Source organism: Nonomuraea gerenzanensis (assembly GCF_020215645.1).
Taxonomy (GTDB): domain Bacteria; phylum Actinomycetota; class Actinomycetes; order Streptosporangiales; family Streptosporangiaceae; genus Nonomuraea; species Nonomuraea gerenzanensis.
Genome location: NZ_CP084058.1, coordinates 11,034,336 through 11,047,789, shown reverse-complemented (window position 1 = coordinate 11,047,789; position 13,454 = coordinate 11,034,336). Strand labels below are relative to the sequence as shown.

At 72.1% G+C, this 13,454-nt stretch carries 12 protein-coding genes and 2 pseudogenes; 7 read left to right on the top strand and 7 right to left on the bottom strand.

What is annotated here, in order from left to right:
* Window positions 1–37 precede the first annotated feature (37 nt).
* On the top strand, window positions 38–1,171 hold the full coding sequence (locus LCN96_RS51420) for an alkene reductase (protein ID WP_225269672.1): 1,134 nt from the start codon (window positions 38–40) through the stop codon (window positions 1,169–1,171).
* 73 nt (window positions 1,172–1,244) lie between these two features.
* On the opposite strand, the gene LCN96_RS57015 is transcribed toward LCN96_RS51420, so the two are convergent.
* Window positions 1,245–3,419, bottom strand: a complete 2,175-nt coding sequence (locus LCN96_RS57015; RefSeq protein WP_263657410.1) for an FG-GAP-like repeat-containing protein — start codon at window positions 3,417–3,419, stop codon at window positions 1,245–1,247.
* A complete protein-coding gene (locus LCN96_RS51400; RefSeq protein ID WP_225269671.1) occupies window positions 3,400–3,774 on the bottom strand; it encodes a hypothetical protein in 375 nt (124 codons plus the stop codon). Before LCN96_RS51400 ends, LCN96_RS57015 begins: the two co-directional genes overlap by 20 nt.
* Window positions 3,775–3,939: 165 nt before the next feature.
* Between LCN96_RS51400 and LCN96_RS57590 the strand changes: the two are divergent.
* Window positions 3,940–4,134: pseudogene (locus LCN96_RS57590) on the top strand (ALF repeat-containing protein); the annotation flags it as partial.
* A gap of 120 nt (window positions 4,135–4,254) precedes the next feature.
* On the opposite strand, the gene LCN96_RS51390 reads toward LCN96_RS57590, so the two are convergent.
* The 3 genes from LCN96_RS51390 to LCN96_RS51380 form a co-directional block, all read right to left on the bottom strand.
* Entirely contained in the window at window positions 4,255–5,493 is a 1,239-nt protein-coding gene (locus LCN96_RS51390; protein WP_225269670.1) for a serine hydrolase domain-containing protein, read from the bottom strand.
* A gap of 41 nt (window positions 5,494–5,534) precedes the next feature.
* Window positions 5,535–6,512, bottom strand: a complete 978-nt coding sequence (locus LCN96_RS51385; RefSeq protein ID WP_225269669.1) for a hypothetical protein — start codon at window positions 6,510–6,512, stop codon at window positions 5,535–5,537.
* A 163-nt stretch (window positions 6,513–6,675) separates the two neighbouring features.
* Window positions 6,676–7,431, bottom strand: coding sequence for an IclR family transcriptional regulator (locus LCN96_RS51380; RefSeq protein ID WP_225269668.1), 756 nt, complete (start codon window positions 7,429–7,431; stop codon window positions 6,676–6,678).
* Window positions 7,432–7,500: 69 nt separating this feature from the next.
* On the opposite strand from LCN96_RS51380, the gene LCN96_RS51375 reads away from it, so the two are divergent.
* Genes LCN96_RS51375 through dmpG form a run of 3 tightly spaced genes read left to right on the top strand, consistent with a single transcriptional unit; the run spans window position 7,501 to window position 10,297 of the window.
* A complete protein-coding gene (locus LCN96_RS51375) occupies window positions 7,501–8,343 on the top strand; it encodes a 2-keto-4-pentenoate hydratase (protein ID WP_225269667.1) in 843 nt (280 codons plus the stop codon).
* Window positions 8,340–9,284 (top strand): acetaldehyde dehydrogenase (acetylating), encoded by a 945-nt coding sequence (locus tag LCN96_RS51370; protein WP_225269666.1) that lies wholly within the window; start codon window positions 8,340–8,342, stop codon window positions 9,282–9,284. The genes LCN96_RS51375 and LCN96_RS51370 overlap by 4 nt, the downstream gene beginning before the upstream one ends.
* Window positions 9,284–10,297: a 4-hydroxy-2-oxovalerate aldolase gene (gene dmpG / locus LCN96_RS51365; RefSeq protein ID WP_225269665.1), complete on the top strand. Its 1,014-nt coding sequence runs from the start codon at window positions 9,284–9,286 to the stop codon at window positions 10,295–10,297. Before LCN96_RS51370 ends, dmpG begins: the two co-directional genes overlap by 1 nt.
* Window positions 10,298–10,431: 134 nt before the next feature.
* On the opposite strand, the gene LCN96_RS51360 is transcribed toward dmpG, so the two are convergent.
* Window positions 10,432–10,884 carry a TetR/AcrR family transcriptional regulator gene (locus tag LCN96_RS51360; RefSeq protein WP_225276247.1) on the bottom strand — a complete coding sequence of 151 codons (453 nt, stop codon included), beginning with the start codon at window positions 10,882–10,884 and terminating at the stop codon, window positions 10,432–10,434.
* Here LCN96_RS51360 and LCN96_RS51355 point away from each other — a divergent pair.
* Both LCN96_RS51355 and ppk2 read left to right on the top strand, forming a co-directional pair.
* Window positions 10,872–11,732 (top strand): annotated as a pseudogene (locus tag LCN96_RS51355) (alpha/beta fold hydrolase); the annotation flags it as partial. The gene LCN96_RS51360 and the pseudogene LCN96_RS51355 sit on opposite strands and share 13 nt — an antisense overlap.
* A 19-nt stretch (window positions 11,733–11,751) precedes the next feature.
* A complete protein-coding gene (gene ppk2 / locus LCN96_RS51350; protein ID WP_225269663.1) occupies window positions 11,752–12,585 on the top strand; it encodes a polyphosphate kinase 2 in 834 nt (277 codons plus the stop codon).
* Between the two features lie 51 nt (window positions 12,586–12,636).
* On the opposite strand, the gene LCN96_RS51345 is transcribed toward ppk2, so the two are convergent.
* Entirely contained in the window at window positions 12,637–13,386 is a 750-nt protein-coding gene (locus LCN96_RS51345) for an SDR family NAD(P)-dependent oxidoreductase (RefSeq protein WP_225269662.1), read from the bottom strand.
* Between the last annotated feature and the right edge of the window lie 68 nt (window positions 13,387–13,454).

Genomic DNA, 13,454 nt, shown 5'->3' with positions numbered 1-13,454 from the left:
GTCACTGCCACGGAACACGAGAGATCGGACGAAGACCATGTCGAACGCAGCGTTGACCTCCCGCCTGTTCGAGCCCGCCAGGCTCGGCGCCCTGCACCTGCCCAACCGGCTGGTGATGGCGCCGCTGACACGCAACCGCGCGTCGGCCGACGGCGTCCCCCAGCCGATCATGGCGACGTACTACGCCCAGCGCGCGTCCGCCGGGCTGATCATCGCCGAGGCCAGCACGCCGAACGCCGTCGGGCAGACCTACCCCGACATCCCCGCCATCTACACCGACGCGCACGTGGCCGGCTGGCGGCGCGTGACCGGCGCGGTGCGCGCCGCGGGCGGCACGATGTTCCTGCAGTTGCAGCACGGCGGCCGGATCGGCCACCCGGACACCACCGGCCTGATCCCGCTCGCGCCCTCGCCCGTGGCCTTCCCCGACCCGATCCACACCCCGGGCGGGTCCAGGCCGGGAGTCGTGCCCCGCGAGATGACCGCCGCGCAGATCCGATCCACCGTCACCGACTTCGCCGCCGCCGCCCGGCGGGCGATCGACGCCGGGTTCGAGGGGGTGGAGGTGCACGGGGGCAACGGCTACCTCATCCATCAGTTCCTGTCGCAGGCCACCAACCACCGCGCCGACGCCTACGGCGGCTCGGTGACCGGTCACATCCGCTTCGCGGTCGAGGTGGTCGAGGCCGTCGCCGACGCGATCGGTCCCGCTCGGGTGGGCCTGCGCATCGCGCCCGGTGTCACGGCCAACGCCATGCGCGAGCACGACATCGAGCACATCTACCCCGCGCTCGTCGGCGCGCTGGCGGACAAGGGCCTGGCCTACCTGCACGTCGTGTTCGCCGACCCGGCCCAGCCCCTGTTCCACCGCATCCGCGCCGACTGGCCGACCGCCCTGATCGCCAACCCGGCGCTGCCCTGGCCGACCCCGCTCCCCGCCGACGGCGGCCGCCAGGCGGCCGAGCGGCTGCTGGCGTCGGGCGCCGACCTGGTCTCGCTGGGCCGGGCCTGGCTCGCCAACTCCGACCTGCTCGAACGGCTCCGCCGCGGCGCGCCGCTGAACCCGGTGCGACCGGAGCACTGGTACGGGGGCGGCGAGCTGGGCTACACCGACTACCCGGTGCTGGCCGCCGCCGAGCAGGAGCGCGAGCCAGCCCTGACCAGGCCATGATCGGCCGGGGTGACCGTACCAGGGACGGGAGATCTCGGACCTGGATTCTCGCCGGAACCTGCGACCCCGCCGATCAGCCGATGGCGTTGACCGTCCACCCGGCCCCGATCTGGGAGCGGCTGCCGAAGCGGCCGTTGCGCGTGCCGGGATAGACCCACAGACGGCCACTGCCGTCGAGAGCCACCAGGTCGGTCCTGCCGTCGCCGCTCAGATCCAGGGCCGCCACCTTGTAACCGCTCCACCCGGTCCCCGACTGCGTACGGCCGGCCAGCGTGACACCGTTCTGGCTCGTGTTGGCGTAGAACCAGAGCGCCCCCGAGGTGTCGATCGCCATCACATCGGCGCGGTCGTCGCCGTTGAAGTCGGCGGGGAAGATGCGGAAACCGGTCCAGCCGCTGTTGCCGATCGTCGTCTTGCCGCCCCCGTCGGGGTAGTAGTACAGCGCGCCGTTGCCGTTGTTGACGCCGAACAGATCGGCGGCCGGCGTGCCGCCGGCGTTGCCTGCGGCGTGGACGTAGTCGCCCCAGCCGATGCCGACCTGCTTCCTGGCCCCCGACACCAGCTGGCCGTTCCGGTTCGGATACATCCACAGGACGCCGTCGGAGCCCTTCATGACGACGTCGGCCAGGCCGTCGGCGTCCCAGTCGGTGACGATCCACTTCAGGGCGCCCCACCCGGTGCCGATCTTCACCCGGTTGGCGCCGCTGACGGTGGACAGCCCCGAGCCGCCCTGGCTGGGGTACATCCACAGGTCACCGGCCGCGTCGGTGATGACGACGTCGTTACGGCCGTCCCCGTCGAAGTCGTGATCGTTGGGCGCGGGGGTGGCCGAGAGCCGGTTCCAGGTCTGCAGCGTGGACAGGACGCCCTTGAAGTGGCCGCCGAGGCTGGTGGCGCCGGTCCTGTGCGCGCCTGCGCGCAGCGCGCCGGTGGCCCGCCACTTCACGGTGTGCCGCACGCTGGCGACGTTGCGTCCGTCGACCCAGAGGATCGCGACGCCGGTGGCGGCCTTGTACGTCACGGCGACCTGCGACCAGACGCCGGCCGGAGCGCTGCCGGCGGGGGCGATGGCGGTGTCCCAGACCGGGCCGGCCACGTCGGAGCGGCTCATGGCGAAGCGCCAGGATCCGCTCTCGGCCCAGAGCTTGAAACCGGCGGTGTTGACGCCGTCCTGGGACAGGACGGTGCCGCCGGCGGCGGGCTTGGCCCAGGCGCTGAGGCTGAAGTCGGCGTCGGTGGCGACGGCGGGGCCGGTGGCCGCGAGGGTCGCGGTGGTGCCGTTCAGCTCGACGGCCGGGCTGAAGGTGTCGCCGGTCCTCCAGGTCGCGCCGGCGGTGGCGGTCAGCGGGAGGCCGGTGCCGGTGAAGGCGCTGTCGGCGACGGCGCCGACGGCGGTGCCCGGAGTGGTCGTGGCGGGCAGGTCGGCCAGGGGCCAGGTGTGGTCCGCCGTGGTGGTGGTGATGGCGCTGATCCAGGTCGCGAGGTCGTCCACGCGGGCGGCGGTGACGGCGCTGCCGTTCCCGGCGGTGCCGGGGCAGCCGGCCTGGCCCGCCTGACTCAGGACGGCGGCGAGCCTGCCGCCGTGCAGGACGGGCGCACCGGCCATCCCGCTGCACACGAGCGGGCCCGACTCCGCGGTCAGCGTGGTCGGGGTGGCGGCGGTGAACGTGATCCGCGCGCTCTGCTGCCGGTCGGTGGTCCAGTCGGCGTCCGTCACGGCGGCGCGGCTGTGCCCGACGGCGGTCAGCTCGACACCGGTGGGCGCGCTGGTGGCCGGCGTGATCGGGGTGATCCCCTCGATCGGGGCGGCCAGCCTGGCCAGGACGACGTCGCGGCCGGGAGGCGGGCTCAGCCAGTCGACCTTGGTGGCGCTCTTGCCGGGGAAGACGACGTAGGTGGCGCCGGCGGGCGGGCCCTCGGCCAGCTGGTGCCGGCTCGGATCGGCGGCCAGGCAGCTCGCGGCGCCGAGCGCCCAGCGCGGGGCGACCAGCGTCGCGGTGCACTCGCGGCCGGCGGTGCCGAGCTTGCCGACCGCCGGGTGCTCGCCGGTGCCCGGCGCGAGGCCGGTGCCGGCGCGCAGCTGCAGCAGCATGGTCGGCGACGCGTTCGGGTCCGCGCCCAGGCCCACGGGGGTGCTGCCGTCGGGATCCACGTCGACGGTGAGCTGCTCGCCGTCGTCGGCGCGCAGCTTGGCGGTCACCTGGTGACCCGTGCCCTCGCGCTGGCCGTCACCGCGGATCTCGAACACGCCCGGGACCTCGAGGTTTCAGCACGCCGGCGGACGCGGTCACCCGGAAGCAGACCCGGCCGATCCCGTCGGCGCCGATGGCCTCGTCCGTCGTCCAGATCTTCAGCAGGCCGAGGTCACCCTGCGGCGGCGTGGCGCAGTCGGCCAGCAGGATGTGGCCGTCGCCCGAGATCAGCCGGACGTTCTGCGCCGCCAGGATCTCCGCCGCGCCGGGATAGGGGTGGACGCCGTCGTCCACCAGTGACGGAGGCGAGATCGCGGACGCGCCGGCGGGGGCGGGCCCGACTGCGATGGACAAGGACGCTGCCATCGCCGCGACGGCGCCCAGCGTCGCCCAGCGCGGTGCAGGAGTCATGATCGCAAACCTCCGGTGTCTCCCCCGACGCGTTCGATCCGCGCTACGGGACGAGGCTAGGATCACCCGGTATGCGGGGGGTATATCCGCGTATCCGCGCCATTGCCCGGCCTTCGGGCCTCGTGTGACACTCCACCGCGCCCCGGCGCGGTGCGCCGGCAGGCGATGATCGCGGCATCGGTGACCCATGACCTGGTGGCAGGCCTGTCACGGGGCACGCCGGCACATGCCGGGCAACCGGTCGCGGCCGACCGCTCCCACGTGGTGTCGGCCTGGCAGGAGGGCGGCCCGCAGGTCCGGTCAGCCGCTGAGGCGGCGCCGCTGGGCTCGGACGAGCAGGTCAGCGCGTTCCTGGCGGAAGGACGGCACGAGCCCCAGCGTCAGGACGAGCGGGACGACCTCGCGAGCGTCATCGGCAACGGTGGCCCCGCCCTGCGAGCCGAGGCCCAGGCGGCCCTGGACGCCGACGCGGCGCGCGCGTCAGAAGTACTTCGAGGTCAGGTCGGTGGTGGGCCAGGACGACACGGTCACCTTGTTCATGTCGTCGTCGATCCCGTCGTAGTCCAGCGAGCCGCTCTCCTCGCGCCGGTTGAACAGCAGGGCGTAGCTGAACCCGTTCTGCAGCCGGGCGAGGTAGGCGAACGTGCCGGGCATCGAGCCGTTGTGCCAGGTGTTCAGGTGGCCGGTGACCTGGCGGCACCACCAGCCGCCGCCGTACCAGGAGCCGTACTCGTTCACGCCGATCTCCGGCTTGGCCACCAGCTTGGCGATCGAGGACGTGCTCAGCACGGTGCCCGGCCGGTCGAAGGCGAGGGTCCAGCGGACCAGGTCCACGGCGGAGGCCAGCCAGCCGCCGTTGGCGTCCTGGTTGGGCATGTTGAAGCCGCCGTAGGGGTAGGGGACGGTGGTGCCGGAGGTGTCCAGCACGGTCTTGTTCGTGTACTGCGACTCGTAGCGCACCTCGCCGGCCGCGGCCTCGCTGCTGAGGCTCTTGCCGAGCCGCATGCGGGTGATGCCGAGCGGCTGGAGCAGCTTGGTCTGGATGTACGTCTCGTAGGGCTGCCCGGAGACCTTCTCGATGATCCGGCCGAGCAGCAGGTAGCCGTAGTTGCTGTAGGCCATCTTGGTGCCAGGGGCGTGGTCGAGCGGGCGGGCGGTGGCGTACCGGATGATGTCGTCATGCCCGATCGGCAGCGGCACGTCGAGCGCGGCCGAGATGGTGTGGTCCAGCCAGAGCTGGTCCTTGGAGACGTCGCGGTCCCAGCCGCCGAGGTGCTGCATGAGGCGCAGTACGGTGACCTGCTCCATCCGGGCGTCGGCCGGGGTGAGGCCGAGCAGCTGGGTGACCTTGGCCGACAGGCTCAGCCTGCCGTCCTGCACCAGGCGCATGACGGCGGCCGAGGTGATGTTCTTGCTCAGGCTGGCGATCCGGAACAACGACGTCGGCCCCGGGACGACCGGTGCCCTGGAGTAGTCGTCGAAGGTGTAGCCGCGCGCGAGCAGGATCTTGCCGTTCTTCATGATGGCCAGCTGCGCGGCCCTGATCTGCCGGTCCAGCACGAACTTCTTGAGCAGGTTGTCGTAGCCCGCCAGTTGCGCCGGGGCGGTGCCCGACGTGCGGACCACGGGGGCGGGTGGCGCCGCCTGCGCCGGTCGTGCGGCGATCAGCGCCGCCGCCGGTGCCGCCGCCAGGAGAGCTCTGCGTGAAAGGCCGGTCACTTATGCCCCTTAAGTAACGTCCGATACGTGAGCCCCACATCTTACGGATATCGCCGTTGCTGCCGCGTCGAGGCGAACCCGATCGCCCCCGCCGCGCAGGCCGACACCAGCGTGACCAGAGCCGCCACACCCCCGAGCGTCAGCGCGTCGGGCTGAACGAGGGCCTGACCGCGCTGCGCCTGCCACAACACCAGCGCGGTGATCCCCGCGTAGCCGAACGCGGCGATGACCACCAGCGCCGTACGAGCGCCCGCCAGCACGGGAAACCGGCGGCCGAGCACCTTCAGCGCGATCGCGATCAGCGGAATCACCTGCATGGCGTGCAGCCCGACGAAGTGCGCCACCCGCAGGTCCCCGGCACCGGTCTCCCAGCCGGTCACCGGCATGACGGCGCCACCGTCGGGCCCGCCCACGCTGTGCGCGCCGATCGTGGCCGGCCGCAGCCCGCTCGCCAGGCCCTGCGTCTGCTCGGGGGTGGGTGCGGTCATGAGATAACCGACCGACATGCCGGCCAGCGAGATGACCAGCCCCAGCGGGATCGCCCACGCCATCGCCCGGTCCACCCGCCGCTGCGCCACCAGGAAGACCCCCAGCGCGAAGGTCATCAGCCAGCCCAGGTAGGCGGCGCCACCCATGACCATGAACACGGTCTCGTCCAGACCGGTGGCGAAGTTGAAGTGACTGGGCACCCCGCGGGCCGCCTGGAAGGTGATGGCCGAGATCTCCGGCACGACGAACCCCACCACGGTCACCGTGCCCAGCCACCACAACGTCCGCCGCCACCGCCCGGCCTGGCTGATCATCCAGGCCAGGGTCCCGGCGTACAGGCCGAAGGAGATCGCGAACTTGAACGGCTTGAGCCATACACTCTGGCCCAGCAGTGTCCGCTCGTCGATCACCAGGCCCAGCGCGCTGACGGTGGCCAGCAGCGCCATCGCGGCCGCGCAGTAGCCGAGCGGGCCGTGCCAGGTCGTGGTGGTGGTGTGCTGATGTTCCTGGCGCAGTAGTTGCGTACTCATGGTGACTCCTTCGCATCGCCTGAGTGCAACTCTGCTGGTCATCGGGCCTGGCGCCCATGGATGTGATCATCGGTTCGACATGACCTCATCACAAGCCGGACATAAGGGACCGTCGCCGGCTCACCGCCGAGACGTCACCGAACGCGCCATGAAGTGCTCCAGTTCACCGGAGCAGATCCCGCCGGCTGAGTGTGCTGCCGAGCGCGGCCGCCGCCGCCCGTACCGCGACCGCCTGCCCCTCAGGCCGGAACCTCCCGACAGGCCCCGCCACACTGATGGCGGCGACCGGCTCGTCACCGCGCCCCAGCACCGGCGCGGCGACGCACACCAGCCCGACCGCCGACTCCTCCGCCTCGAACGCGACCCCGGTCTCCGCGACGCGCAGCAACTGCCCGCGCAGGATCCCGGGCGCGACGACGGTGTGCGGGGTGCGGCGTTCGAGCGGCCCGGCCAGCACCTCGCGCCGCAGGTCGGCGTCGGCGTGGGCGAGCAGCGCCTTGCCGATCGCGGTGCAGTGCAGCGGCATCCGGCCGCCGGTGCGGGAGGGTGCCCTGGCCTGGCGGTGGCCGCCGATCTTGGCGATGTAGACGACGTCATGGCCGTCGCGCACGCCGAGGTGGACGGTTTCGTGGGTGCGTTCGTAGAGGTCCTGGAGGAACGGCATCGCGACTTCGAGCAGGCTGCGCTCCAGCGAGGCGAGCATGCCGAGCTCGAAGAGGCCGCCGCTGAGCCGGTAGCCGCCGTCGGCGCGGTCGAGCAGGCGGTTGGCGACCAGCTCGCCCGAGAGCCGGTGCACGGTCGCCTTGTGCAGCCCGGTACGCCGCACCAGCTCGGCGAGGCTGACCACCCGGTCGTCCGGCCGGAACGCACGCAGGATGGTCACCGCCTTGCCCAGCACGGTGCCGAGGTCCGCTGTCACCGCATCAGCGTATCGCTCACCGAGACGAGGTGCTGGCCGGTGCCCGTATCGTGCCTGCACAGTGGGGGTGTGAGAGAAACCACCGGTCCCCACGGCCGGGCCGAGATCGCCGCCGCGGCCGAGCGGCCCACGCGGGCGGCGGCGTCCGGCGTGCCCTGCGCGCCCGTGCGGGACCTGATCGGACGGGACGACCTGGCCGCCGCGTACGCCGTCCAGGCCGCGCTCACCGAGAGCCGCCTGGCCGCCGGTGCCCGGATCGTCGGTCGCAAGATCGGGCTGACCTCGGAGGCGGTGCAACGGCGGCTCGGCGTCGACCAGCCCGACCGCGGCGTCCTGTTCGAGGACATGGCCCACGCCGACGGGGAGGCGATCCCCGCAGGGCGGGTGCTCCAGCCGCGGGCCGAGGCGGAGATCGCCTTCGTGCTCCGTTCCGACCTCGCGGCAGGACCGCTCGACGGCCCGCAGGTCAGGGACTCGACGGCCCGCAGGTCAGGGACGCGATCGGCTACGGCGTCGCCGCGCTGGAGATCTGCGGCAGCCCGGATCGCCGGGTGGGACATCAGCTTCGGCGACACGGTGGCCGACAACGCGTCGGCGGGCGCGTACGTGCTCGGCACCGAACGCCGCGCCCTCGACGCGTTCGAGCCGAGGGACGTGGCGATGCCGATGAGCGTCAACGGCGAGGAGGTCTCCACCGGGACCGGCGCCGCCTGCCTCGGCGACCCGGTCGAGGCGCTCGCGTGGCTCGCCCGCATGGCGCGCGACCTCGGCGAGCCGCTGCGCGCGGGGCAGGTCGTGCTGCCCGGGGCGCTCGGCCCGATGCGGCCGGTCGCCGCCGGCGACACCGTCACCGCCACCCTGTCCGGCCTCGGCACGGTGACGGCCCGCTGCACCGAAGGAGCAACAGTATGAGCAGGACGAAGGTCGCGATCATCGGATCCGGCAACATCGGCACCGACCTGATGATCAAGGTGCTGCGCGGGTCGCGGCACCTGGAGATGGGCGCCATGGTCGGCATCGACCCCCACTCGGACGGCCTGGCCCGCGCCGCCCGCCTCGGCGTACAGACGACGCACGAGGGCGTGGACGGCCTCATCGGGCTCCCGGACTCCGACGAGATCGAGATCGTCTTCGACGCGACCTCGGCCAAGGCGCACGAGGCGAACGCCGCGAAGCTGCTCCCGCTCGGCAAGCGCCTGATCGACCTGACCCCGGCGGCGATCGGCCCGTACGTCGTCCCGGCCGTCAACCTCGACGACCATCTCGACGCGCCCGACGTGAACATGGTCACCTGCGGCGGCCAGGCCACGATCCCGATCGTCGCCGCCGTCAGCCGGGTGGCCCCGGTCGAGTACGCCGAGATCGTCGCCTCGATCGCGTCGAAGTCGGCCGGCCCCGGCACCCGCGCCAACATCGACGAGTTCACCGAGACCACCTCCGGCGCCATCGAGCAGGTCGGCGGGGCCCGCCGCGGCAAGGCGATCATCGTGCTCAACCCGGCGGAGCCGCCGCTGATCATGCGGGACACGATCTTCTGCCTCGTCGCGGCGCCGGACCCGGCCGTACGCGAGGAGATCGCCCGATCGGTGGAGAAGATGGTCGCCGACGTGGCCGCCTACGTCCCGGGTTACCGGCTCAAGCAGCAGGTGCAGATCACCGAGGTCCCCGCGGACCAGCCGGTCGGGACGCTCCTGGCCGACGGCGCCGCCCGGCCCACCCACCAGGTGTCGGTCTTCCTGGAGGTCGAGGGCGCCGCCCACTATCTCCCGGCCTACGCCGGCAACCTCGACATCATGACCTCCGCCGGCCTGCGGGTCGCGGAGCGCATCGCCGCACGGAAGGCGGGCCTCTGATGGCTGTCCCCATCTTCGTCCAGGACGTCACGCTGCGCGACGGCATGCACGCCGTACGCCACCGGATCGGCGTGGCGGACGTCAAGCGCATCGTCACCGCGCTCGACCAGGCCGGCGTGGACGCGATCGAGGTCGCCCACGGCGACGGCCTCGCGGGCGGCTCGCTCAACTACGGCCCCGGCTCGCACACCGACTGGGAGTGGATCGAAGCCGCCGCGTCGGTGCTGGTCAACGCCCGCCTCACCACGCTCCTGCTGCCGGGAGTCGGCACCGTCCACGAGCTGAAGCGCGCCTATGACCTCGGCGTACGCTCGGTCCGGGTCGCCACGCACTGCACCGAGGCCGACATCGCCGCGCAGCACATCGCGGCGGCGCGCGAGATCGGCATGGACGTGGCCGGGTTCCTGATGCTCTCGCACATGGCGCCGCCGGAGGAGCTGGCCAGGCAGGCGAAGCTGATGGAGTCGTACGGCGCGCACTGCGTCTACGTCACCGACTCCGGCGGCCGGCTCACGATGAACGACGTGGCCGCGCGGGTCCGCGCGTACCGCGACGTCCTCGACCCCGGCACGGAGATCGGCATCCACGCCCACGAGAACCTGTCGCTGTCGGTCGCCAACTCCGTCGTCGCGGTCGAGAACGGCGTCCACCGCGTGGACGCGTCGCTGGCCGGTCACGGGGCCGGCGCGGGCAACTGCCCGCTGGAGGCGTTCATCGCCGTCGCGGACCTGTCGGGCTTCGAGCACCGCTGCGACCTGTTCCAGCTCCAGGACGCCGCGGACGACCTCGTCCGGCCGCTGCAGGACCGTCCGGTACGGGTGGACCGGGAGACCCTCACGCTGGGGTACGCCGGCGTCTACTCCTCGTTCCTGCGCCACGCGGAGGCCGCCGCCACCCGGTACGGCCTCGACGTCCGCGACATCCTCATGGAGTGCGGCCGGCGCCGCCTGGTGGGCGGGCAGGAGGACATGATCGTCGACATCGCGCTCACGATCGCCGCCAGGGCCGCCTGACCCCGGTCTCGTTCGCCTGGCCCCGGTCTCGCCCGCCTGGCCCCGGTCTCGCCCGCCTGGCGTCGGCCTCCCCCTCCTGGCCACGGCCTCGTCCGCCTGACCCCGGCCTGCCCCGCCTGGTCAGCGGCCGCTGGTCACCGTCTCGCCGATCGCCACCATGGCGTCGGCGAGCTGATCCATGACCTCCGAGATCGGCTTGCCGTCCTGCGACTGGAGCGAGTCGAAAGCGCGGTCGAACCCGGCCATGCCATCGCCTCGCGCGCCTCCCTGGCCTCGTTGCTCATCACGAGCACCAGCAGCAGGCGCAGGAACTCCTCGCGGTGCGCGAACACCTCGCCGGTCCTCTGCAGGTAACACCCCAGCCGCTCACGCGGCGTGCCGCCGGCCGGCGGGTCGCGGTGGGCCTCGCGCATGGCCGCGAAGAAGCCCCGCGCGCCCTGGGCCATGACGGCGGCGAGCAGCCCCGCCTTGGACTCGAAGTGGTGGTAGAAGGCGCGCTTGGGCAGGCCCGTCTCCTTCACCAGCGTCGAGATCGACGTGCCGGCGTAACCGCGCACGGACATCACCCGCGCGGCCGCGTCGAGGATCTCCTGCTGTGACCGCCGGCCGCGGCCAGCTCGACCACGTACGGGCGCCCATCCAGTTCCTGGACGCCCTCGGCATCGAGCGGGCCGCGTTCGTCGGCAACTCGATGGGCGGCCAGGCCGCGCTCCGGCTGGCCACGGAGCACCCCGGCCGTATCTCGCACCTGGTCACCATGGGCCCGCCGGTCGGCCGCATGCCCACGCTCTTCGGCGCCGGCGGCGGCCCGTCCGAGGGCCTGAAGGTGCTCATCGAGACCTACCGCGACGCGAGCCCGGAGAACATGCGCCGCCTCGTCGAGATCATGGTCTACGACAGGGCCCGCTTCGCCACCCCCGAGCTGTGCCGGGCCCGCTCGGACGCGGCACTCGCCCGACCCCACCACCTGCGCAACCACGTGGACGGCCTGCCGAAGGGCGCCCCGCTGCCCCGCTGGGTCAAGCCGGAGCTGCTGCCGGCGATCCAGGCGCCGACCCTGCTCATCCACGGCCGCGACGACCGTGTCGTGTCGTTCGAGACGTCGCTGTATCTGCTGGCCAACATCCCGGACAGCCGGCTGGTGGTGCTGAACCGGTGCGGGCACTGGGCGATGATCGAGCACGCCGACGAGTTCAACCGGCTGGTCACCGACTTCATCGCGAACACCCGACCGGTCGAGGCCATCGGGCCCGGGGGGAGCGGCGGTGTGGGCACGCCTGGGCCACCCGCCGAATCCCCCGCCACGGGGGATGACAGCCTCACGCCGACGGCCCATGCTGACGCGGTCTGCCCGGCGAGCTCTTGGCCAGGGCCGAGAGCGGTCGAAGCAGCGGCCGGCCGGCCGGGACAGCGGCGCAGAAGCTGCGGACCGTGAGTGCCGAGAGGTGAGCGACATGGCCAAGAAGAACAAGAAGCACCAGGTGGAGGCGCCGGAGCTCCCCGCCGACCCGTCCCGGAAGCTCAAGCGCAAAGACTATGAGGCAGAGATGCGGCGCCTGCACGGCGAGCTGGTCGCCATGCAGGAGTGGGTCAGGAGCACGGGGACCAAGGTCTGCATCGTCTTCGAGGGACGGGACACCGCCGGCAAGGGAGGCACGATCAAACGGATCACCGAGCGGGTCAGCCCCCGCGTGTTCCGGGTCGTCGCCCTGCCCGCCCCGACCGAGCGCGAGAAGTCCCAGATGTACATGCAGCGGTACGTCCCCCACTTCCCGGCCGCCGGCGAGGTCGTGATCTTCGACCGCAGCTGGTACAACCGCGCCGGCGTCGAGCGGGTGATGGGCTTCTGCAAGCCGGAGGAGACCGAGCAGTTCCTGAAGCTGGTGCCGTCGTTCGAGAAGGCGATGGTCGACTCGGGGATCCTGCTGCTCAAGTACTGGCTGGAGGTCAGCCCCGCCGAGCAGACCCGGCGCCTGAGAAGCCGCATCCACGACCCGCGCAAGATCTGGAAGCTCTCGGACATGGACCTGAAGTCCTACAGCCGCTGGTATGACTACTCCCGGGCCCGCGACGCCATGTTCGCCACCACCGACACCGCCTGGGCGCCCTGGTATCTCGCCAGCACCGACGACAAGCAGCGGGGCCGGCTCAACATCATCAGCCACCTGCTGAGCCAGATCCCCTACAAGCCGCTCGCCCACAGGGAACTCACCCTCCCCAGGCGCCAGCGGGCCGACGGCTACGTGGAGCCCAAACTGCCTCTGCGTTACATCCCCACCCCGTACTGAACGCATCGTGGCGAGCGGTGGTGCGCCGAGTCGCCGGGCCGCCGCTACGGCTCAGGCGTTGTAGCCGCCGTGGGCGTCCAGCACGGCGCCCGTGACGTACGACGCAGCGGGGCTCGCCAGGAAGGCGATGGCCGCGGCGATCTCGTCGGGGTGCCCGATGCGCTGGAGGGACAGCGAGCTGAGCAGGGCCTTGAGAGTCTCGGGGTCCGGCGGCTCCATGCCGCCCTCCATCAGCCCGGCTTCCACCACGTTGGCGGTGATGGCGCGGTGGCCGAGGTCGCGGGCGACGCCCATGGTGTACCGCTCGACCCCCGCCTTGGTCGCCGCGTAGTCGGCCACGCCCGGGACACCGGCTCGAGTGCCGAGCCCGGAACTCACGGTGATGACGCGGCCGCCCTCGCGCAGCACCCGGGAGGCGGCCCGGATGAGGGCGATCACCCCGAGGTAGTTGGTGGCGTGCATGCGATCCAGCGCGGCGGTGTCGGCATCCGGGTCGTCCACCGTACCGTTCACCGAGATCGCCGCGTTGTTGACGAGGATGTCCAGGCCGCCGAAGTGCGCCACCACGTCGTCGATCAGCGCCGGCGCCTGGCTCGCCTCCGCCTGGTCGGACTTGAACGCGGCGATCTTGGCTCCCTTGCCGCGCACCTCGTCGACGACGGCCTGCGCCTGCTTGTCGGAGCTGACGTAGGTGAACGCGACGTCGGCGCCCTGTTCGGCAAGCAGCCGTACGGTCGCGGCTCCCAGCCCGCGGGACCCTCCGGTGACCAGGGCGACCTTGCCAGTCAGCGGCTTGTTCATAGTTCTCACCTCACTGGTTGACCTGCTTCGAGCAGACGTAACAGTAACGGTTACAACAGTGTGTCGCA

Bases quoted from the DNA above. Each gene is read 5' to 3' on its own strand.
- LCN96_RS51420 (WP_225269672.1), top strand. From the start codon at position 38: ATGTCGAACGCAGCGTTGACCTCCCGCCTGTTCGAGCCCGCCAGGCTC.
- LCN96_RS51400 (WP_225269671.1), bottom strand. From the start codon at position 3,774: ATGACTCCTGCACCGCGCTGGGCGACGCTGGGCGCCGTCGCGGCGATG.
- LCN96_RS51385 (WP_225269669.1), bottom strand. From the start codon at position 6,512: ATGAGTACGCAACTACTGCGCCAGGAACATCAGCACACCACCACCACG.
- LCN96_RS51370 (WP_225269666.1), top strand. From the start codon at position 8,340: ATGAGCAGGACGAAGGTCGCGATCATCGGATCCGGCAACATCGGCACC.
- dmpG (WP_225269665.1), top strand. From the start codon at position 9,284: ATGGCTGTCCCCATCTTCGTCCAGGACGTCACGCTGCGCGACGGCATG.
- ppk2 (WP_225269663.1), top strand. From the start codon at position 11,752: ATGGCCAAGAAGAACAAGAAGCACCAGGTGGAGGCGCCGGAGCTCCCC.
- LCN96_RS51345 (WP_225269662.1), bottom strand. From the start codon at position 13,386: ATGAACAAGCCGCTGACTGGCAAGGTCGCCCTGGTCACCGGAGGGTCC.